This is a genomic window from Escherichia sp. MOD1-EC6098, assembly GCF_002965865.1.
GTDB lineage: Bacteria > Pseudomonadota > Gammaproteobacteria > Enterobacterales > Enterobacteriaceae > Escherichia > Escherichia marmotae.
Map to the genome: position 1 here is coordinate 52,863 of NZ_PTSN01000006.1, position 20,102 is coordinate 72,964.

Sequence of the window (20,102 nt, forward strand, 5' to 3'; positions counted from 1 at the left end):
AATAGTAATGTCATTAATCAGTATGCATGGCGCATGGCTGTCGTTCAGCGACGCGCCACTTCTCGATAATGCAGAGCTGCATATCGAAGATAACGAACGTGTTTGTCTGGTGGGCCGTAATGGCGCGGGCAAATCGACGTTAATGAAGATCCTCAACCGTGAACAGGGGCTGGATGACGGTCGCATTATTTACGAGCAAGATTTAATCGTTGCTCGTCTGCAACAAGATCCGCCGCGTAACGTTGAGGGAAGCGTTTATGATTTCGTCGCTGAAGGTATTGAAGAACAAGCGGAATACCTGAAACGCTACCACGATATTTCACGCCTGGTGATGAATGACCCGAGCGAGAAAAATCTTAACGAACTGGCGAAAGTTCAGGAACAGCTTGATCACCATAACCTGTGGCAACTGGAAAACCGCATCAACGAAGTACTGGCACAATTGGGATTAGATCCCAATGCTGCGCTGTCGTCGCTTTCTGGCGGTTGGTTGCGTAAAGCGGCATTAGGACGTGCGCTGGTTAGCAATCCGCGCGTGTTACTGCTCGACGAACCGACCAACCATCTGGATATCGAAACTATCGACTGGTTGGAAGGTTTCCTCAAAACATTCAACGGGACGATAATTTTCATCTCCCACGATCGTTCATTTATTCGCAATATGGCGACGCGTATTGTCGACCTCGATCGCGGTAAGCTGGTGACCTATCCTGGGAATTACGACCAGTATTTACTGGAAAAAGAAGAAGCTCTGCGCGTTGAAGAACTACAAAATGCTGAGTTTGATCGCAAACTGGCACAGGAAGAGGTGTGGATCCGTCAGGGGATCAAAGCGCGTCGTACCCGTAATGAAGGTCGTGTACGTGCCCTGAAAGCGATGCGTCGTGAACGTAGCCAGCGCCGCGAGGTAATGGGCACAGCGAAGATGCAGGTCGAAGAGGCCAGCCGCTCCGGTAAAATCGTCTTTGAAATAGAAGATGTTTGCTATCAGGTTGAGGGCAAACAACTGGTGAAAGATTTTTCCGCTCAGGTGCAACGTGGCGACAAAATTGCGTTGATTGGCCCGAATGGTTGCGGAAAAACCACGTTGTTAAAACTGATGCTGGGGCAACTTCAGCCAGACAGCGGGCGCATCCATGTCGGGACGAAACTGGAGGTGGCTTATTTCGATCAGCATCGTGCGGAACTCGATCCCGATAAAACGGTGATGGATAACCTGGCAGAAGGTAAGCAAGAGGTGATGGTTAACGGTAAACCACGCCACGTGCTGGGCTATTTGCAGGACTTCCTGTTCCATCCGAAACGGGCGATGACGCCGGTACGTGCACTTTCTGGTGGGGAGCGTAACCGTCTGCTGCTGGCGCGTCTGTTCCTCAAACCAAGTAACTTACTGATCCTTGATGAACCGACCAACGACCTTGACGTCGAAACGCTGGAACTGCTTGAAGAACTCATCGACAGCTACCAGGGCACGGTGTTGCTGGTGAGCCACGATCGTCAGTTTGTCGATAACACCGTAACAGAATGCTGGATCTTTGAAGGTGAAGGTAAAATCGGTCGTTATGTTGGCGGTTATCACGACGCTCGCGGTCAGCAAGAACAGTATGTGGCGCTTAAGCAACCAGCGGTGAAGAAAACCGAAGAAGTGCCTGTGCCAAAAGCAGAAGCTGTAAAACGCAGCACGAGCAAACTAAGCTATAAACTGCAGCGCGAACTGGAACAGCTCCCGCAATTACTTGAAGAGCTGGAAGCAAAGCTGGAAGCCTTACAGGCACAGGTGGCAGATGCCTCCTTCTTCAGTCAGTCTCATGAACATACGCAAAAAGTGCTTGCCGATCTGGCTGCTGCTGAGCAGGAGCTGGAACAAGCTTTTGAGCGTTGGGAGTATCTTGAAGCGTTGAAAAATGGTGGCTGATCGCAAAACAGTTGTTTGATATAGAGGCTGATGACAAAGATAAATTGCCTGATGCGCTACGCTTATCAGGCATGAGGGAAACCTCAATTTATTGGATTTGTACAATTTATCATGCCGGAAAAGGCGCTCGCGCCGCATCCGGCATGATAAACGAATACGTTGTCAGCAATCTGTAAAATAGCGCATCATTAAGGAGTACCAATGTGCGAACATCATCATGCCGCGAAGCATATTTTGTGCCCGCAGTGTGACATGCTGGTGGCGTTACCCCACCTTGAGCATGGTCAGAAAGCGGCATGTCCCCGGTGTGGCACGACGTTAACTGTTGCGTGGGATGCCCCACGTCAGCGCCCCACAGCATACGCGTTGGCTGCACTGTTTATGCTGTTGCTGTCCAACCTGTTTCCTTTTGTGAAAATGAACGTCGCCGGGGTAACCAGCGAAATTACGTTGCTGGAAATTCCTGGTGTGTTGTTTTCCGAAAACTATGCCAGCCTTGGCACTTTCTTTCTGTTATTTGTGCAACTGGTTCCTGCGTTTTGCCTGATAACTATTTTGTTATTGGTCAACCGCGCGGAATTGCCAGTTCGCCTGAAAGAGCACTTAGGACGGGTGCTTTTTCAACTTAAAACCTGGGGAATGGCGGAGATTTTCCTCGCTGGTGTACTGGTGAGTTTCGTTAAACTGATGGCTTATGGCAGCATTGGCGTAGGCAGCAGTTTTATTCCCTGGTGTTTGTTCTGCGTGCTTCAGTTGCGTGCCTTTCAGTGTGTCGATCGCCGTTGGTTATGGGATGATATTGCTCCTATGCCTGCGCTGAATCAGCCGCTGAAACCGGGGGGGACAGGTATTAACCAGGGGCTGCGCTCCTGTTCTTGTTGCACAGCAATCCTTCCTGCCGATGAACCGGTGTGCCCACGCTGTAGCACCAAAGGGTATGTTCGACGTAAAAACAGTCTGCAATGGACGCTGGCGTTGCTCGTTACGTCGATCATGCTGTATCTCCCTGCCAATATCTTGCCCATCATGGTGACCGATTTTTTAGGTTCAAAGATGCCGTCGACTATTCTCGCCGGGGTGATCTTGCTGTGGAGCGAAGGTTCTTATCCGGTCGCTGCGGTTATCTTTTTGGCCAGTATCATGGTTCCGACCTTAAAAATGATCGCCATTGGCTGGTTGTGCTGGGATGCCAAAGGACACGGCAAGCGTGACAGCGAAAGAATGCATTTGATTTACGAAGTTGTTGAGTTTGTAGGTCGCTGGTCAATGATTGACGTTTTCGTGATTGCGGTGCTCTCGGCGCTGGTGCGTATGGGAGGTTTAATGAGTATTTATCCGGCAATGGGTGCATTAATGTTTGCTTTAGTCGTCATTATGACAATGTTTTCTGCGATGACGTTTGACCCGCGTTTGTCGTGGGATCGTCAACCTGAACCAGAGCATGAGGAGTCCTGACAGTATGGAATCTAATAATGGGGAAGCCAAAATCCAGAAAGTGAAGAACTGGTCTCCCGTGTGGATATTTCCTATCGTCACGGCGCTTATAGGAGCGTGGGTTCTTTTTTATCATTACAGCCATCAGGGGCCGGAAGTGACCCTGATCACCGCGAATGCGGAAGGGATAGAAGGTGGCAAGACCACTATTAAAAGCCGTAGTGTTGATGTCGGAGTGGTTGAAAGCGCCACACTGGCTGATGATTTGACGCACGTTGAAATCAAAGCGCGTTTGAACGCAGGTATGGAAAAACTGCTGCATAAAGATACCGTTTTTTGGGTAGTAAAACCGCAGATTGGTCGCGAGGGCATTAGCGGCCTGGGGACTCTGCTGTCAGGGGTTTATATTGAGCTGCAGCCTGGGGCGAAAGGGGGCAAGCAGATGAGATACGATTTGCTTGATTCACCACCGCTGGCTCCGCCGGATGCGAAAGGGATTCGGGTGATACTTGACAGTAAAAAAGCCGGGCAACTTTCTCCGGGGGATCCGGTGTTATTCCGCGGCTTTCGGGTTGGCTCGGTGGAAACCAGCACGTTTGATACCCAAAAACGTAATATTAGTTACCAGCTCTTTGTTAACGCGCCTTACGACCGACTGGTGACCAGCAATGTTCGCTTCTGGAAGGACAGTGGCATTGCGGTTGATCTCACGTCAGCGGGAATGCGCGTGGAGATGGGGTCGTTGACAACGCTACTCAGCGGCGGCGTCAGCTTTGACGTGCCTGAAGGGCTGGATTTAGGGCAGCCTGTTGCACCGAAAACAGCATTCGTTTTGTATGACGATCAGAAGAGCATTCAGGATTCGCTGTACACCGATCACATTGATTATCTGATGTTCTTTAAAGATTCGGTACGCGGCCTGCAGCCTGGCGCACCAGTGGAATTCCGTGGTATTCGCCTGGGTACAGTCAGTAAGGTGCCTTTCTTTGCGCCGAATATGCGTCAGACATTTAATGATGATTACCGTATTCCGGTACTCATTCGCATTGAACCGGAACGACTGAAAATGCAGCTTGGCGAAAATGCGGATGTCGTTAAGCATCTCGGAGAGTTGTTGAAGCGTGGTTTACGTGGATCGCTGAAAACCGGAAATCTGGTTACTGGCGCACTCTATGTTGATCTCGATTTCTACCCGAATACGCCAGCGATAACTGGGATCCGAGAGTTTAATGGTTATCAGATTATCCCGACCGTTAGCGGCGGCCTGGCGCAAATCCAGCAGCGACTGATGGAGGCGTTGGATAAGATCAACAAACTTCCGTTGAATCCGATGATTGAGCAGGCGACCAGCACGCTGTCGGAAAGCCAGCGCACGATGAAAAACCTGCAAACTACGCTGGATAGTATGAACAAGATTCTGGCCAGCCAGTCGATGCAGCAGTTGCCGACGGATATGCAGTCAACGTTGCGTGAGCTGAATCGCAGTATGCAGGGCTTCCAGCCTGGCTCCGCAGCTTACAACAAGATGGTGGCGGATATGCAGCGTCTTGATCAGGTCTTGCGTGAATTGCAACCAGTGCTGAAAACGCTCAATGAGAAGAGCAACGCGCTGGTATTTGAAGCGAAGGACAAAAAAGATCCAGAGCCGAAGAGGGCGAAACAATGAAAAAGTGGCTAGTGACGATCGCGGCACTGTGGCTGGCCGGATGCAGCTCCGGCGAAATCAATAAAAACTATTACCAGTTACCTGTTATGCAGAGCGGTACGCAAAGTACCGCCAGCCAGGGTAATCGCCTGTTATGGGTAGAGCAGGTCGCAGTTCCTGACTATCTGGCGGGGAATGGCGTGGTTTATCAAACCAGCGATGTGAAGTATGTGATTGCCAACAACAACCTGTGGGCCAGCCCACTAGATCAACAGTTGCGCAACACCCTGGTCGCCAACCTGAGTACGCAACTGCCCGGTTGGGTGGTTGCCTCCCAGCCTTTGGGAAGCGCCCAGGACACGCTCAACGTAACCGTAACTGAGTTTAACGGCCGCTATGATGGCAAGGTTATTGTCAGTGGCGAGTGGCTATTGAATCACCAGGGACAACTGATCAAACGGCCGTTCCGTCTGGAAGGGGTACAAAATCAGGATGGTTACGATGAAATGGTTAAAGTGCTGGCTAATGTCTGGAGTCAGGAAGCCGCTGCTATTGCGCAAGAGATAAAGCGTCTACCTTAATTATAAATATTTGTAAATATAACCGTCTCCGGCATGTTGCCAGAGGCGGTTTTTTTGTGCAATTCGCAGTAAAAAACTTGTTCCTCTTCACATTTTTTGTACAACCAACATGTCCGTGTGGCTCACAAATATGACAGTGGCGTGAATTTTGCGCATTGACGGCAGTTATGATTCGCGGTATTGCTTAACTGTGATTGCACATTTAGTAATCACTGTTTTCTTTTCCACCAGAAACCAGTATGAGGGAAACGAGGCATGAAGAGACAAAAACGAGATCGCCTGGAACGGGCACATCAACGTGGTTATCAGGCCGGCATCGCCGGACGCTCAAAAGAAATGTGTCCCTATCAGACGCTGAATCAAAGGTCAGAATGGCTGGGAGGCTGGCGAGAAGCCATGGCGGACAGGGTAGTTATGGCCTGATTCTGTCTCTTTAAAAAGAAACCTCCGCAATGCGGAGGTTTCGCCTTTTAATATGCAGCCTGATTTAAATCAGAATGCAGAAGTATCCTGGAACAGACCAACTTTCAGATCGCTGGCGGTGTAGATCAGACGACCATCAACCAGTACTTCGCCGTCTGCCAGACCCATGATCAAGCGACGGTTAACAATGCGTTTAAAGTGAATACGATAGGTCACTTTTTTTGCCGTAGGTAGAACCTGACCAGTGAATTTCACTTCGCCTACGCCCAGTGCGCGGCCTTTACCTTCGCCGCCCAGCCAGCCCAGGTAGAACCCTACCAACTGCCACATGGCATCCAGGCCCAGACATCCCGGCATTACCGGATCACCGATGAAGTGACAACCGAAGAACCACAGATCCGGGTTAATATCCAGTTCTGCTTCAACATACCCTTTGTCGAAGTTGCCACCGGTTTCGGTCATTTTGACCACCCGATCCATCATTAGCATGTTCGGCGCTGGCAATTGCGGGCCTTTTGCGCCAAACAGTTCACCGCGACCAGAGGCAAGAAGGTCTTCTTTTGTATAGGATTCGCGTTTATCTACCATGTTCTCTGTAAGCCTTATTTTATTGAAGCACGCAGGATAGCTAACACGTGTACGCTGAACAAGTCCGATCAGTTCGGAATAAACCAGTTCAGCCAACGTAATGGCCACGGAAAACGGTGACGACCTTCCTGTTGCGATGCTTGCGCAATACGCTCCTGTATGGTCTGCATCAACGTCGTCTGGCCTTCGCCATCCCACATCAGATTTAATAATAAAGGCAGTGCATCAGTGACATCGTCCACTGCCCAGATTGTGAATTTGCCTTCCTCAACCGCCTTCACCAGTTCGCTGTGAAGACTCAAATGGCGAACGTTAGCCGTAGGGATAATCACGCCTTGTTTACCACTTAACTCACGCTGTTGGCAGATAGCGAAGAAACCTTCAATTTTCTCATTTAAACCGCCGACTGGCTGGGCGCGGCCGAATTGATCCACCGAACCTGTGATAGCGATACTCTGATTCACCGGTACATCGGCAAGGGCGCTTATCAGGGCGCAGAGTTCAGCCATTGAGGCGCTATCGCCATCCACTTCGCTATATGACTGCTCAAAAGTCAGTGATGCCGAGAAAGGGATCTGTTGCTCGAGCTGCAGTTCCGACATCAGGAACGCCTGCATGATCATCATCCCTTTAGCGTGTATGTTGCCGCCAAGCTCGGCTTTGCGTTCGATATCGGTAAATTCGCCGTCGCCTATATGCACAACACAGCTAATACGAGAAGGTTCGCCAAAAGCGCGCGGATGGCCCGGAAATTCGATAACCGAAAGAGCGTTAATCTGCCCAACGCGTTCACCTTCGGTTTCGATCAGGATCTGCTCCTGAAGGATCTCATCCTGCATCCGTTCGGCAAGGAATCCTTCGCGCCATTCCCGCTGTTGTAGCATCAAGTTTAGCTGCTCGCCGGTAAAGCTATCGCCTTCGCATAAGGATGCGACTTCTTTACACTGGCGCAGGATCCACTGCGGTCCAAGCGGCAGAGTTTCTTGATCACCTGTGTAGCGGGTGGCTTCGCGGATAAGCACAGGCCAGGCATCGGCACTAGGCGCAGGTAACTGGTTATGTCGGGCGATAAACGTAACCCACCGACACCACTGGCTTACTGATCCCGCATCGACAATCTGGAGGGTATCTTCAAATTCACTATAAATAGCCTGCTCAGACAGTTCCGGCTCCATCTCCTGAAAATCAGCCAATGACTCGCGTTCACCGACCAGAATGACTTTAAGCTTCAGCGGTATTGAAGGAACAGAGACAGGGAGGGGGCGCGACTCATCAAACGCTACCCAGTCAAAACGTTCGCGCTTGACGATATTTTTCAGCCGCATCCACAGCAGAGGTTGTGCCAGCAGTGTACGCAAGGAGATGATTAAAATACCGCCATTTGCCTGATGCACCAGCCCTGGTTGCAAGGTAATGTCGCCATTAAACTGGCGAAGGCAGCCAAAGAGTTGTTCCGCTTCCACCCAGTCAGCAATGACGACTTGCGTTAGTGTTGCGAAATTATCATTTGCGCTAACGGCGTTACGTAAGCGAATGGTGTGGCCGGAAATCTCATAGTGACCGCCCATCAGTTGGCCTGCATCGCTTTGTAGCGTGCTTGCGGCATCGGCAATGAAATTCAGATACTCGGACTCTTCCGGGGCTTTCGCCAGCATAAAAGAGGATGATGCTCGGGCGTGCAGTAACTGTTCCAGCGCAAATTGCAGCCGCGGTTGAATGTCACTGAATAAAGGCTCGTTTTCGTCAATCAAATGTGGCTGTGCAAATACTTCCTGATAGCTTTCGGTATCAGGGACTAAGTCACGCCATGCAAGTTTCGTAATGGTCAAAGTTGATGTTTTTTAGTCTGTTGTCAAAGACGCGATTATACCGTAACCGACACTTCAGCACACGTGGAAAGCGCTGACAAAAGACCAGGCATTCACGCTAAAGCATCACAGGATGCGAGATTCTTTTCATCACACAGTTAAAAAACTGATATTCTGTAAAGAGTTACAGGGTAACATTGAGATCGCTATGAAATATCAACAACTTGAAAATCTGGAAAGCGGTTGGAAATGGAAGTATCTGGTGAAGAAACACCGTGAAGGGGAGTTAATCACCCGTTACCTGGAAGCCAGTGCCGCCCAGGAAGCCGTTGACGTGTTGCTATCGCTGGAAAATGAACCCGTGCATGTTAATGGCTGGATTGAAAAGCATATGAATCCGGAGCTGGTCAATCGCATGAAGCAGACCATTCGGGCCAGACGGAAACGCCATTTTAATGCGGAACATCAGTACACACGTAAGAAATCAATTGATCTGGAATTTATTGTCTGGCAACGGCTGGCAGGTCTTGCGCAGCGTCGCGGTAAAACGCTTTCCGAAACGATTGTCCAGCTAATTGAAGATGCAGAAAACAAAGAAAAATATGCGAATAAAATGTCTTCTTTGAAGCAGGATTTGCAGGCCTTGCTGGGTAAGGAATAACTTGCAAAGATTATTTACTTTACTGAAGACGAAAAAAACCCCGCGTGAAGCGGGGTTTTTTATCAGACGAGAACTTAAGCCTGCGGCTGAGTTACAACGTCTTTGATACCTTTAACTTCGATCTCTACGCGACGATCCGGAGCCAGGCAGTCGATCAGTGCAGCGCGCTGTTTCACGTTGTCACAGGTGTTGCCGGTAACCGGGTTGGATTCGCCCATACCACGTGCAGAGATTTTGTCAGACGGGATACCTTTAGAGATCAGGTAATCAACGACGGACTGAGCACGACGCTCGGACAGAGCCTGGTTGTAAGCGTCAGAACCGATGCGGTCAGTGTAACCCAGAACAACTACGGAACCGTCTTTCGGATCCAGGTTGCTCAGTTGGCTGTACAGCTGATCCAGAGCAGCCTGACCTTCCGGTTTCAGGGTTGCTTTGTTGAAGTTGAACAGAACGTCAGACTTCAGAGTGAAGTGCTTGGTCTGTACTTCCGGTGCCGGAGCTGGAGCCGGAGCAACTACTGGAGCTGCTTCGCCCTGACCGAAACGGTAGGAAACACCCAGGCTCAGCAGGCCGTTGTCCGGACGAGTGCCGATGGTGTGTGCGTCACCGATGTTGTTGGTCCACTGGTATTCCAGACGGGTAGCGATTTCAGGAGTGATCGCGTACTCAACACCACCTGCGAATACCGGGGAAACGCCGGTGTCGTGGTCTTTATAGGATGCGCCACCAGGTACGTTAGCCTTGGTGTCCGCACGCCATACCATACCACCCAGACGAGTGTAGATGTCCAGATCGTCAGTGATTGGGTAACCCAGTTTAGCGGTCAGTTGAACGCCCTGAGCTTTGTATGCGCCATTGATGTTGTCGCCTTTGTACGGCATACGACCTAACCAGTCGTAACCCATTTCAAAGCCAACATACGGGTTAACCTGGTAACCACCAAAAGCACCTGCACCCAGTTGGTTTTCGTGGGTCGGACCATTGTTAGGAATGAAACCAGTGTCATGGTACTGGGACCAGCCCAGTTTAGCACCAGTGTACCAGGTGTTATCTTTCGGAGCGGCCTGCGCTACGGTAGCGAAACCAGCCAGTGCCACTGCAATCGCGATAGCTGTCTTTTTCATTTTTTGCGCCTCGTTATCATCCAAAATACGCCATGAATATCTCCAACGAGATAACACGGTTAAATCCTTCACCGGGGATCTGCTCAATATTAACTCTACCGATATCTTCGGCTTATGCCGAGCACCCCTGGCGATGTAAAGTCTACAACGTAGTTGAAAACTTACAAGTGTGAACTCCGTCAGGCATATGAAAAAAAAGATTTGTATAAGGTACGTTTAACCTTTTTTGTTAACGATAATTTACAGCATAAAATCGCGGAAACCGCTTCAGACAAGCCTCCGCAGGGAAAATGAGCCATGAGTGAAATCATCAGCCGGACGGTAAAAAAAGTTCCAGGATTAATCCTAAATTTACTTAATGATACAAATTAGAGTGAATTTTTAACCCGGAAAGTTGTCTCGTGGCGTGAGAGGATGCGCTTACTGGACGCATAATGAACCCCATTGCGTTACCTTCATTGGCGGCATCCACAAGCTCAGCATGTTCTTCTTCTGTCAGATCATCTGCTAACCAACCGATCACCACGCTGTAATTTCCTGTGCGTAATGCGCGAACCATTGATTCCACTGTGTGGCAAGGGGAAAGCTGGTTGATCTGCATCACTTTCGTTAAAGGTAGTCCAGCAGCCTGAACCCATTCACGACTCAATTTTTGTTGTGGCGTTAACCATAACTGCCAACGCGATTGTTGGCCGAGTTGTTGTAATAATGGCAAAAGCAAGAGTTGCGTCATCATGGGCTGATCTTCGCGATAGACAACTTCACTAATTAGCCCAGCTGTAGTGTTTTCCGTAGAGACACGCGCGATTTTGCTTGTTGCGGATGAGAACAACGAAGAACGATGTGCATAGCCTGAAGTGTACATAATCAATCCAGCCCTGTGAGTTACTGTATGGATATACAGTACATCCGGTGACAACAAAGATCAACCCTATTTTCGGAAAGTGCCTCGCAAATTTTGTCGTTGGTGGCTGGAAAACATAAATTAATCTTGCCCCTTGAGAATAAGTTGCCTATTTTCGTATTTAACGGATCCGTTAATGTGAATCATTCTTTTATATTATGATTTTAAAAGGAATTTTATGAAAAGCCTCTCCTATAAGCGGATCTATAAGTCACAGAAATACCTGGCAACGTTGGGCACAATTGAATACCGATCATTGTTTGGTAGTTACAGTCTGACCGTTGACGACACGGTATTTGCGGTAGTTTCTGATGGTGAGTTGTATCTTCGGGCTTGTGAGCAAAGCGCACAATACTGTGTAAAACATCCGCCAGTCTGGCTGACATATAAAAAGTGTGGACGGTTCGTTACCCTCAATTACTATCGGGTTGATGAAAGTTTATGGCGAAATCAACTGAAGCTGGTACGTCTGTCAAAATATTCTCTCGACGCAGCGCTTAAAGAGAAAACTACACGTAATACCCGGGAAAGACTGAAAGATTTGCCCAATATGTCTTTTCATCTGGAAGCGATTCTCGGGGAAGTGGGGATTAAGGATGTACGGGCGTTACGTATACTTGGGGCGAAAATGTGTTGGTTGCGGCTGCGGCAGCAAAATAGTCTGGTGACAGAAAAGATCTTGTTTATGCTTGAAGGCGCAATTATCGGTATTCATGAAGCAGCGCTCCCGGTGGCACGCCGCCAGGAGCTTGCTGAATGGGCTGATTCTATTACGCCAAAGCAGGAGTTTCCTGTGGAACTTGAGTAATCCTGTGCTGCAGGCGGCCAATTTCTGGCAGTAATGCAATCAATAACCCGATTTGTTGTACAACCAGAGGTTCCTTGCTGTCTGCTCGCGGCTCAAGTTGCTGCATCCGTTGTTTCAGGTCTGCTAATGCCTGATTGACACGTTCTTCATCGGCAGGTTGATGATGTAGCGCGTCATCAACGTAGCAAACAGCATCATCAAGAAACGCCAGAATTTCAGGATTAGTTAACTGCTCACGGTGTGCGCCGAGGGCTGAGATGTAGCTGGTGAATGTATGGTTGAGACACAGTAACCGGAACGCGTCTTCGCGAATTTGCGGTGTAACGTTCGGTTCGCTGGACATATTCGACACTACTGAAGCCAGCTCTGCATCGCGGTTGTGGGCATCGCGGCGGGCAATACGATACGCCAGACGGTTATCACGTCCCTGATGATATTGCTCGAGAATGGCATCGAGATAGCGGCAGTTGGCCTCGGTCGCGCGCTCAAGCATCCTGGGCAGATTGCGGAAACGCCAGTCTGGCCAGATGTAACTTACCGCTGCCCATGCTATGGCACACCCGATTAGCGTATCGATTACGCGTGGCAGCGCCACTTCAAAACCCTCACCCAGCAGATTGAAGCACAGCAGCACCAACAGCGTAATGAACATCGTTGCATGAGCATATTGCACGTTACGGAAGGCGAAAAAGAGCACGCCGGTAATGACCAGGAGCACCAATTGCCCTTCCAGTGATGGAACAAACCACAGCACTGGAATACCAATCGCAATACCCACCAACGTACCAATAATCCTTAACTTCAGGCGGTGGCGCGTGGCGTTATAGTTTGGCTGGCAAACAAACAGGCTGGTCAGCAAGATCCAGTAACCGTGATGCATCCCGGTTATCTGAATGATGGCGTAGCCGACGCACAACACCAGTGACATCCTTACCGCGTGGCGGAAGAGGGCGGATTCCGGCGTAAAGTTACGGCTAAGGCGCAGCCAGATATCACTTAATCCGTGTGGGCTGTCGTCGGCAAGTTGGCTTTCAGTATCGTTATGCGGCATCGCCTGAGCTTGCTCTGATTCAATCGTCGCCAGTTGAGCATCAATGGCGCGTAAGTTTGTCAGCAGAAATCCCAACGTTTTTAGCAAATCAATCGGCGCACCGTTATCGCGCATCCGCTCAAGCGCTGCGTCAATGTGAGTGAAGGCGCGTTCAAAATGCGGGTCGTGTTGGTAAGGCTGACGCAGCAAAATACAGCGTGACAGTTGCTGGCAAGCTTGTCCCTGCATTGACATCAGCCGCTGGAAACGGAACAGCACGTCGCTGTGGCGAAAATGTTCCCGCAACGTTTGATATTGAATATGAGAAGAGCTGGCACGCTCGTGGATATCTTGCGCCACAAAGTAGTAATGTAATGTGCGACGCGTTCCCCGTTGACCACGATCGCCGCGTAAGCGAGTCAGCAATGAGAGCTTCGTCTGGTTCAGCGTCGCCATTAGTTGCCCGTTGGCGAGAGCCAGTTCGTAGAGCGGCGCCTGGCTTTCGTCTTCTATATCGGGATCGAACATGCGTGATTTCAGTTCCAGATAACGTGCCAGTTGTTCATAGCAACGCGCCAGATTGTCCTGCAATGGGCGGACAGGGAACAGCAGATGGCCGATAAGCGTCAGGATGTTGTACCAGACGGCTCCTGCAAGCAGATACATAGGCTGTTGATACCAGTGCTCATACAGAGATGTTCCCAGCATGGTGTAAATGGCTATCAACAACGCGCCAAAAGCGATAGTCGCGTAGCGTTGCCCCAGTCCGCCGAGCAAAATGAAGCCGCTGGTGGAGAGCGTTAAGCCAATGGCAAACAACCAGGGCCACGGGAACAACAGTTCTACCGAGGCCGAAGCGATAAAAAAGCAGAACAGCGTAATGATGAGGTTACGCAGACGTCCCGCCAGCCGGTCATCGAGATCGGTCAATGCCGCCGCAACCATTCCGAGTGTCAGCGGAATCGTCAGTTTTACATCACCCAGCCACCACGGAAACGCAGTAGTACCGCAAAGTGCGATAAAAATGCGGGCGTAATACAGCCAGGCGCTGTTCCAGGTATAGCGTTTGAGCAAAGGGCTTAGCATAAAGGCCATAAAATTAGATTATTCGAAACGGCGGCGCGCATTCGCTTCACGCGCAGCTTGAGCTGTTTCCACAGAAACTACGCGGCGACCTACCGGCCACAGTGCAATAGCGGCAATTTTAAAGTTCGCAATGCCGACAGGAATACCGATGATGGTGAGGCATTGCGCAATACCAGAAGCAATATGCATCAAGCATAACCACCAGCCGAAGAAAATCAGCCAGAAAATATTCAGTACGGTGCCGCCCGTGTTGAGCAACACATTTTTACCCGCCGGATTCAGTTCATCGACATGAATAGCTTCATTGCCGTAGGGCAACAACGAAAGTTTAGTGATTTCCCAGCAGGAACGAGTCAGCGGTAAGGTAAAAATCAGCACAATACTGACAAGGGTCGCTAACAACCAGGCCAGGGTAGTGGCGAATCCGCCCAGGACAAAGTTCAGAATGTTCAAAACGGTACGCATAAAACCTCGCTTTACTGTGGTTTTCAGTAATGGGCGGCAATTGTAACGTTTTTTTGGGCTGGAGCACGTTTTCTCTGACGGTTACACTGATAAGAAATAACATCGTGTGGATCTACAGAGACATGGAACTGAAAGCGACAACTCTTGGCAAGCGTCTGGCACAGCACCCTTACGATCGGGCGGTGATCCTCAATGCCGGGATAAAAGTTTCCGGCGATCGTCACGAATATCTCATTCCTTTCAATCAATTACTGGCGATTCACTGTAAGCGCGGTCTGGTGTGGGGCGAGCTGGAATTTGTGTTGCCTGATGAAAAAGTAGTGCGTCTGCACGGCACCGAATGGGCTGAGACACAGCGTTTTCACCATCATCTTGATGCTCACTGGCGGCGGTGGAGCGAGGAGATGAGCGAAATTGCGGCCGGCGTCTTACAGCAGCAACTCGATTTGATTGCCACGCGCACCGGCGACAATAAATGGCTGACGCGGGAGCAAACTTCTGGCGTACAGCAACAAATTCGCCAGGCTTTGTCGGCGTTACCGTTGCCGGTCAACCGGCTAGACGAATTCGATAACTGTCGTGAAGCGTGGCACAAATGTCAGGCCTGGCTGAAAGATATTGAAGGCAGTCGGTTGCAGCATAATCAGGCGTACACCGAAATCATGCTCAATAAGTATGCGGATTTTTTCCGTCAGGTTGAGTCTTCACCACTTAATCCGGCGCAGGCTCGTGCAGTTGTCAATGGCGAGCATTCGTTATTAGTACTTGCTGGCGCAGGAAGCGGAAAAACGTCCGTGCTGGTAGCGCGAGCCGGCTGGTTGCTGGCGCGCGGCGAAGCGTCTCCTGAGCAAATCTTATTGCTGGCGTTTGGCCGAAAAGCGGCTGAAGAGATGGATGAGCGTATTCGCGAACGGCTCCATACTGAAGACATTACCGCACGCACGTTTCATTCACTGGCGCTGCATATTATTCAGCAAGGTAGCAAAAAAGTACCGACAGTCAGCAACCTGGAAAATGATACTACTGCCCGTCATGAACTCTTTATTGCTGAGTGGCGCAAGCAATGCAGCGAGAAGAAAGCGCAGGCGAAGGGCTGGCGGCAATGGCTGACGGAAGAAATGCAGTGGTCAGTGCCAGAAGGTAACTTCTGGGATGATGAAAAATTGCAGCGTCGTCTCGCATCTCGCCTCGATCGCTGGGTAAACCTGATGCGGATGCACGGTGGTGCACAGGCTGAAATGATTGCCAGCGCGCCCGAGGAAATTCGTGACTTGTTCAGTAAACGCATCAAGTTGATGGCTCCCTTGTTGAAGGCGTGGAAAAGCGCACTGAAGGCAGAAAATGCCGTTGATTTTTCCGGTTTGATTCATCAGGCCATTGTAATCCTTGAGAAAGGCCGCTTTATCAGCCCGTGGAAACATATTCTGGTCGATGAGTTTCAGGATATCTCACCGCAGCGCGCCGCTTTGTTAGCGGCATTACGCAAGCAAAACAGTCAGACGACGTTGTTCGCCGTTGGCGATGATTGGCAGGCCATTTACCGCTTCAGCGGGGCGCAAATGTCGCTCACCACGGCTTTCCATGAAAACTTCGGTGAAGGCGATCGCTGTGATTTAGATACTACTTATCGTTTCAACAGCCGTATCGGGGAGGTGGCGAATCGCTTTATCCAGCAAAACCCCAGTCAACTGAAAAAGCCGCTAAACAGTTTAACCAATGGCGACAAAAAAGCCGTTACTCTGCTGGAAGAGAGCCAGCTTGATGCTTTGCTGGATAAACTGTCTGGTTATGCCAAACCGGAAGAGCGCATTCTGGTGCTGGCGCGTTACCATCATTTGAAACCCGTCAGTCTGGAAAAAGCGGCGACGCGCTGGCCGAAGTTGCAAATTGACTTTATGACGATTCATGCCAGCAAAGGGCAACAGGCGGATTACGTCATCATTGTTGGTTTGCAGGAGGGGAGTGATGGCTTCCCGGCTGCGGCGCGTGAGTCGATTATGGAAGAGGCGCTATTGCCGCCAGTGGAAGATTTCCCTGACGCCGAAGAACGGCGGTTAATGTACGTTGCGCTGACTCGTGCAAGGTATCGGGTATGGGCATTGTTCAACAAAGAGAATCCTTCTCCCTTTGTCGAAGTCCTGAAAAAACTGGATGTTCCGGTGACGAGAAAACCGTAAGAAACAGGTGGCATTTGCCACCTGTGCAATATTATTTCAGGCGTTCCGCGAGATAACGCTGATAATCCGGGATCAGAATATCCACGGCGTCGTTGAAATGCGGCGACTGGATGATGAAATCTGCCGTTGCTACGTTGGTAGCGACCGGAATGTTCCACACTGTCGCCAGACGTAGCAATGCTTTCACATCGGGATCGTGCGGCACGGCGTTTAACGGGTCCCAGAAGAAAATCAGCACATCAATTTTCCCTTCAGAAATTAATGCGCCGACCTGCTGGTCACCGCCCATTGGGCCACTTAGCATGGCATTAACGTTCATTCCTGTTGCGCGGGAAATTAAGTTACCCGTGGTGCCCGTTGCATAAAGCTCGTGCTGCTCCAGAAGCGGTTGATGCCGCTCCACCCAGCTCATCAGCGTTTGTTTGCAGTGATCGTGTGCCACCAGCGCAATATGTTTCCGCGCAGGTAAAGTGCGAGTCGTCAGTTCCATAATTTACATCCGTAGTTAGCTTTCCTACAGATTACTGTAAGCACTTACCGCTGCAAGATAAAGACCGAAAAAGCCTGCGCGCAGGCACAAAAATATCAGGAAGATGGTTGTTTTTCCGCCCATTGCAGGAAGGTATTTCGCGTTTGTGGATCAGCCAGCTTAAACCAATACTTCAGCCGTTGTTCAGTGAGCACCTGAGATTGCGGTGGAATCGCATCCAGTTCGGAAACGCCAGAAAGCAGTGTGCTGTCATCTGCCATCATGGTGGCAAATTGCGGAAGCGAGGCGCGCTTCGCAGATTTGTTATAGCGTTCAACCTCTCCTTCATAATCAATCGTTTTTGCGGTTGAGGTAATCGCCAGAATATCCAGCTTTACCGGGATCGGCGTCGCATCGCCATCTAACAATTCAAGGCGCGGAGTGGCATCAAAATGGGTCGCTTCCCGTTCATTCTCCAGACGGGGCAGGCGAAAATTCACCTGGCTGATAAGTTGGGTATTAAAACTGACGACCAGAGGTGGGGAGATATACAGACGTTCTTCATTACCAGAAAGGTTGATGGTTTTCTCGACGCGAAACACTAATTGATGCGGGCCGTTATCCAGTTCAATGCTGTCCGCGCCGCGCAGCAGAGAACTGGAAACTTTCTTGCCGTCGAGCACCAGAAGGTCAACGTCGCTGGACAGCCGCAGCGTGGTGGCAAAAACGGTCACCGGCAAACATAATACAATCAAGGTGGTCAAAATGCCGGTTTTCATAGATAGCTCCTGTCTAATGACCGCCCGAATAATAATGTATCAAAATTTTTCTTTAATCATACTTACTAACATATAGACATATTTCCATCTTTTGCTCTCATACATTCGTATTAGCTGCATGGTTGGTATGTCGGTATTGTCGTACACTTTGGTAAATAGTCTGGAGGAAATGATGAAAGAAACCGATATTGCAGCCATTTTAACGTCCACTCACACCATTGCGCTGGTAGGGGCAAGTGATAAACCTGACCGTCCAAGTTATCGCGTAATGAAATATCTGCTTGATCAGGGCTATCACGTCATTCCTGTCTCACCAAAAGTCGCCGGTAAAACGCTGCTGGGCCAGCAGGGTTACGGTACGCTGGCGGAAGTTCCGGAAAAAGTAGATATGGTAGATGTCTTCCGTAATTCAGAAGCTGCGTGGGATGTAGCGCAGGAAGCTATCGCCATCGGTGCGAAAACCTTATGGATGCAGCTAGGGGTGATTAATGAGCAAGCTGCGGTACTGGCGCGGGAAGCTGGGTTAAATGTGGTAATGGATCGTTGCCCGGCCATTGAGATCCCTCGTCTGGGGCTGGCTAAATAAAAAAATCCCCGGAAGGCAAAAACCTTCCGGGGATTTTATGGGGATTAGTTACGCAGACGCGGTGCCTGGAGTTGCTTGCGGATCGTCTGCGCCAGCTCATCCATTGACGGCTGCTCTGGATGTTCATCCTGCAATTCGCTACTTAGCTGGGCTTCAGCCAGGTAGGTATGAACCGGTAGGCCGTTGTCATCCTCCATCACCACGTGATACCACGGAGCGGCGCGAAGCTCATCGTTCACCGCCAGCTCATCAGGTGACGGTTCAGAGAGCGAATAAACCGGGTCGATATCCACGACCACTCCGAGATAACCTAACAGGGAATGGCGGACCTGCTGGCCGATACCGAATTTGCTGGCAATCATAGTCACCTCCCGGGAAATCTTCACCTTTGATATAAGGACAGAATTCCACATTTCAAGTTACATGACGCGACAGGCAAACCCTTTCAGATATAGCCCTTCCGGGTAGGTAGCGATCACCGGATGATCGGCTGCCTGACGGAACTGCTCTATAAATTGTATATCACGACCGGCATCAATTGCGGCATCAGCGATGATTTTCTGAAATAAATCGCTGGTCATCAGGCCAGAACAGGAAAAAGTCAGAAGAACACCGCCCTCATTCAATAACTGAATTGCCAGCATGTTGATGTCTTTATAGCCGCGGCACGCGCCCATTAGCTGACTTTTGTTCTCAACAAACTTCGGCGGGTCCATCACGATAACGTCAAATTTTTCACCGCGATCGCGGTAGGTGCGCAGTAATTTAAAGACGTCATCGCGCACAAACTCAGCTTTGCTCAAATCGAGTTTGTTTAGCTCAACGTTTTTCCGTGCGATATCCAGTGCTTCCTGTGAAGTATCGACACTGACCACCTGGCTACAACCGCCCATCAATGCCGATACTGCGAATCCACCGGTATAAGAGAAGCAGTTCAGCACGCGTTTATTTTCTACATAGCGGCGTGTTGCCAGGCGACTGTCACGCTGGTCCAGGTAGTAGCCCGTTTTGTGCCCGTGTTGAATGTCCACCAGTAGCTTCATGCCATGTTCTTCAATAGGCAGCAGGGCAGGTGGCAGCTCGCCGGTTACTGGCCCCTGGGTCAGCTCCATCCCCTCTTTTTTACGTACTGCCACGTCGCTACGATCGTAAATCGCGCATTCCGGATAGAGCGTTTGTAGGGCGCTGATTAATGCTGCGCGCTGATACTCCGCGCCTGCACTCAGCAGTTGCAGCACCAGAAAATTGCCGAAACGATCAATAGTAATACCCGGCAGGCCGTCAGACTCACCGGCGATTAAACGATAGCTATCGAGACCATCTTTTTTCGCCAGCCAGTCGCGCCACTTTTGCGCCTGTTGTAAGCGGCGGGTGAAAAAGGCAATGTCGATGGATTCTGACGGATCAAACGTCCAGACACGAGCGCGGATTTGCGACGCTGGCGAATAAGCGCCGCGTGCTAACCATTTTCCCTGATGATCAACAATATCGATGGTTTCACCGAGGCTGGCTTTACCTTCCATACGTGCGACGGCACCGGAAAAGACCCACGGATGGCGACGAAGTAATGATTTTTCGCGCCCTTTGGCTAACACTAAACGTACACTCATAATTTA

At 50.1% G+C, this 20,102-nt stretch carries 19 protein-coding genes; 9 read left to right on the top strand and 10 right to left on the bottom strand.

The features are described 5' to 3' along the window. Positions 1-7: 7 nt before the first annotated feature. The 5 genes from C0K55_RS08660 (at position 8) to rmf (ending at position 5,998) form a co-directional block, all read left to right on the top strand. Complete coding sequence (locus C0K55_RS08660; protein WP_105266559.1) at positions 8-1,915, top strand: ABC transporter ATP-binding protein; 1,908 nt, start codon at positions 8-10, stop codon at positions 1,913-1,915. A 201-nt stretch (positions 1,916-2,116) separates the two neighbouring features. Then, positions 2,117-3,370, top strand: coding sequence for a membrane integrity-associated transporter subunit PqiA (gene pqiA, locus C0K55_RS08665; RefSeq protein ID WP_105266560.1), 1,254 nt, complete (start codon positions 2,117-2,119; stop codon positions 3,368-3,370). Positions 3,371-3,374: 4 nt separating this feature from the next. After that, the gene (pqiB, locus tag C0K55_RS08670) at positions 3,375-5,015 is read left to right on the top strand and encodes an intermembrane transport protein PqiB (RefSeq protein WP_105266561.1); all 1,641 of its coding nucleotides are present in this window, start codon (positions 3,375-3,377) and stop codon (positions 5,013-5,015) included. Beyond that, entirely contained in the window at positions 5,012-5,575 is a 564-nt protein-coding gene (gene pqiC, locus C0K55_RS08675; RefSeq protein ID WP_001516130.1) for a membrane integrity-associated transporter subunit PqiC, read from the top strand. Before pqiB ends, pqiC begins: the two co-directional genes overlap by 4 nt. Before the next feature lie 255 nt (positions 5,576-5,830). Next, on the top strand, positions 5,831-5,998 hold the full coding sequence (rmf, locus tag C0K55_RS08680) for a ribosome modulation factor (protein ID WP_000828647.1): 168 nt from the start codon (positions 5,831-5,833) through the stop codon (positions 5,996-5,998). A gap of 69 nt (positions 5,999-6,067) precedes the next feature. Here rmf and fabA read toward each other — a convergent pair whose 3' ends face one another. Further along, positions 6,068-6,586, bottom strand: coding sequence for a bifunctional 3-hydroxydecanoyl-ACP dehydratase/trans-2-decenoyl-ACP isomerase (gene fabA / locus C0K55_RS08685; RefSeq protein ID WP_000227927.1), 519 nt, complete (start codon positions 6,584-6,586; stop codon positions 6,068-6,070). Positions 6,587-6,654: 68 nt separating this feature from the next. Next, complete coding sequence (locus C0K55_RS08690; RefSeq protein ID WP_105266562.1) at positions 6,655-8,415, bottom strand: AAA family ATPase; 1,761 nt, start codon at positions 8,413-8,415, stop codon at positions 6,655-6,657. Positions 8,416-8,602: 187 nt separating this feature from the next. Here C0K55_RS08690 and matP point away from each other — a divergent pair, with 187 nt between their 5' ends. Beyond that, complete coding sequence (gene matP, locus C0K55_RS08695) at positions 8,603-9,055, top strand: macrodomain Ter protein MatP (protein ID WP_001516131.1); 453 nt, start codon at positions 8,603-8,605, stop codon at positions 9,053-9,055. Positions 9,056-9,129: 74 nt separating this feature from the next. Here the strand turns inward: matP and ompA are convergent, their stop codons facing one another. Further along, positions 9,130-10,182, bottom strand: coding sequence for a porin OmpA (gene ompA / locus C0K55_RS08700; protein WP_001516132.1), 1,053 nt, complete (start codon positions 10,180-10,182; stop codon positions 9,130-9,132). Positions 10,183-10,537: 355 nt separating this feature from the next. Continuing rightward, the gene (sulA, locus tag C0K55_RS08705) at positions 10,538-11,047 is read right to left on the bottom strand and encodes an SOS-induced cell division inhibitor SulA (protein ID WP_000288698.1); all 510 of its coding nucleotides are present in this window, start codon (positions 11,045-11,047) and stop codon (positions 10,538-10,540) included. A gap of 217 nt (positions 11,048-11,264) precedes the next feature. Here sulA and sxy point away from each other — a divergent pair, with 217 nt between their 5' ends. Then, positions 11,265-11,894, top strand: coding sequence for a CRP-S regulon transcriptional coactivator Sxy (sxy, locus tag C0K55_RS08710; protein ID WP_016261884.1), 630 nt, complete (start codon positions 11,265-11,267; stop codon positions 11,892-11,894). Here sxy and yccS read toward each other — a convergent pair. Then, positions 11,857-14,019: a YccS family putative transporter gene (gene yccS, locus C0K55_RS08715; protein WP_122984262.1), complete on the bottom strand. Its 2,163-nt coding sequence runs from the start codon at positions 14,017-14,019 to the stop codon at positions 11,857-11,859. The genes sxy and yccS overlap by 38 nt on opposite strands. A 9-nt stretch (positions 14,020-14,028) precedes the next feature. After that, positions 14,029-14,475, bottom strand: coding sequence for a YccF domain-containing protein (locus tag C0K55_RS08720; RefSeq protein WP_001261229.1), 447 nt, complete (start codon positions 14,473-14,475; stop codon positions 14,029-14,031). Positions 14,476-14,597: 122 nt separating this feature from the next. On the opposite strand from C0K55_RS08720, the gene helD reads away from it, so the two are divergent. Further along, a complete protein-coding gene (gene helD / locus C0K55_RS08725; RefSeq protein WP_105266563.1) occupies positions 14,598-16,652 on the top strand; it encodes a DNA helicase IV in 2,055 nt (684 codons plus the stop codon). Between the two features lie 31 nt (positions 16,653-16,683). On the opposite strand, the gene mgsA is transcribed toward helD, so the two are convergent. After that, on the bottom strand, positions 16,684-17,142 hold the full coding sequence (gene mgsA / locus C0K55_RS08730; RefSeq protein WP_105263246.1) for a methylglyoxal synthase: 459 nt from the start codon (positions 17,140-17,142) through the stop codon (positions 16,684-16,686). Between the two features lie 95 nt (positions 17,143-17,237). Next, positions 17,238-17,900, bottom strand: a complete 663-nt coding sequence (locus tag C0K55_RS08735) for a DUF2057 family protein (protein WP_000847778.1) — start codon at positions 17,898-17,900, stop codon at positions 17,238-17,240. A 172-nt stretch (positions 17,901-18,072) separates the two neighbouring features. Between C0K55_RS08735 and C0K55_RS08740 the strand changes: the two genes are divergently transcribed. Further along, on the top strand, positions 18,073-18,486 hold the full coding sequence (locus tag C0K55_RS08740; protein WP_001516136.1) for a CoA-binding protein: 414 nt from the start codon (positions 18,073-18,075) through the stop codon (positions 18,484-18,486). Positions 18,487-18,530: 44 nt separating this feature from the next. Here C0K55_RS08740 and hspQ read toward each other — a convergent pair whose 3' ends face one another. Together hspQ and rlmI are read right to left on the bottom strand one after the other, a co-directional pair. After that, positions 18,531-18,848 carry a heat shock protein HspQ gene (hspQ, locus tag C0K55_RS08745; RefSeq protein WP_001295356.1) on the bottom strand — a complete coding sequence of 106 codons (318 nt, stop codon included), beginning with the start codon at positions 18,846-18,848 and terminating at the stop codon, positions 18,531-18,533. Between the two features lie 57 nt (positions 18,849-18,905). Further along, complete coding sequence (gene rlmI / locus C0K55_RS08750; protein WP_000116311.1) at positions 18,906-20,096, bottom strand: 23S rRNA (cytosine(1962)-C(5))-methyltransferase RlmI; 1,191 nt, start codon at positions 20,094-20,096, stop codon at positions 18,906-18,908. Positions 20,097-20,102 lie beyond the last annotated feature (6 nt).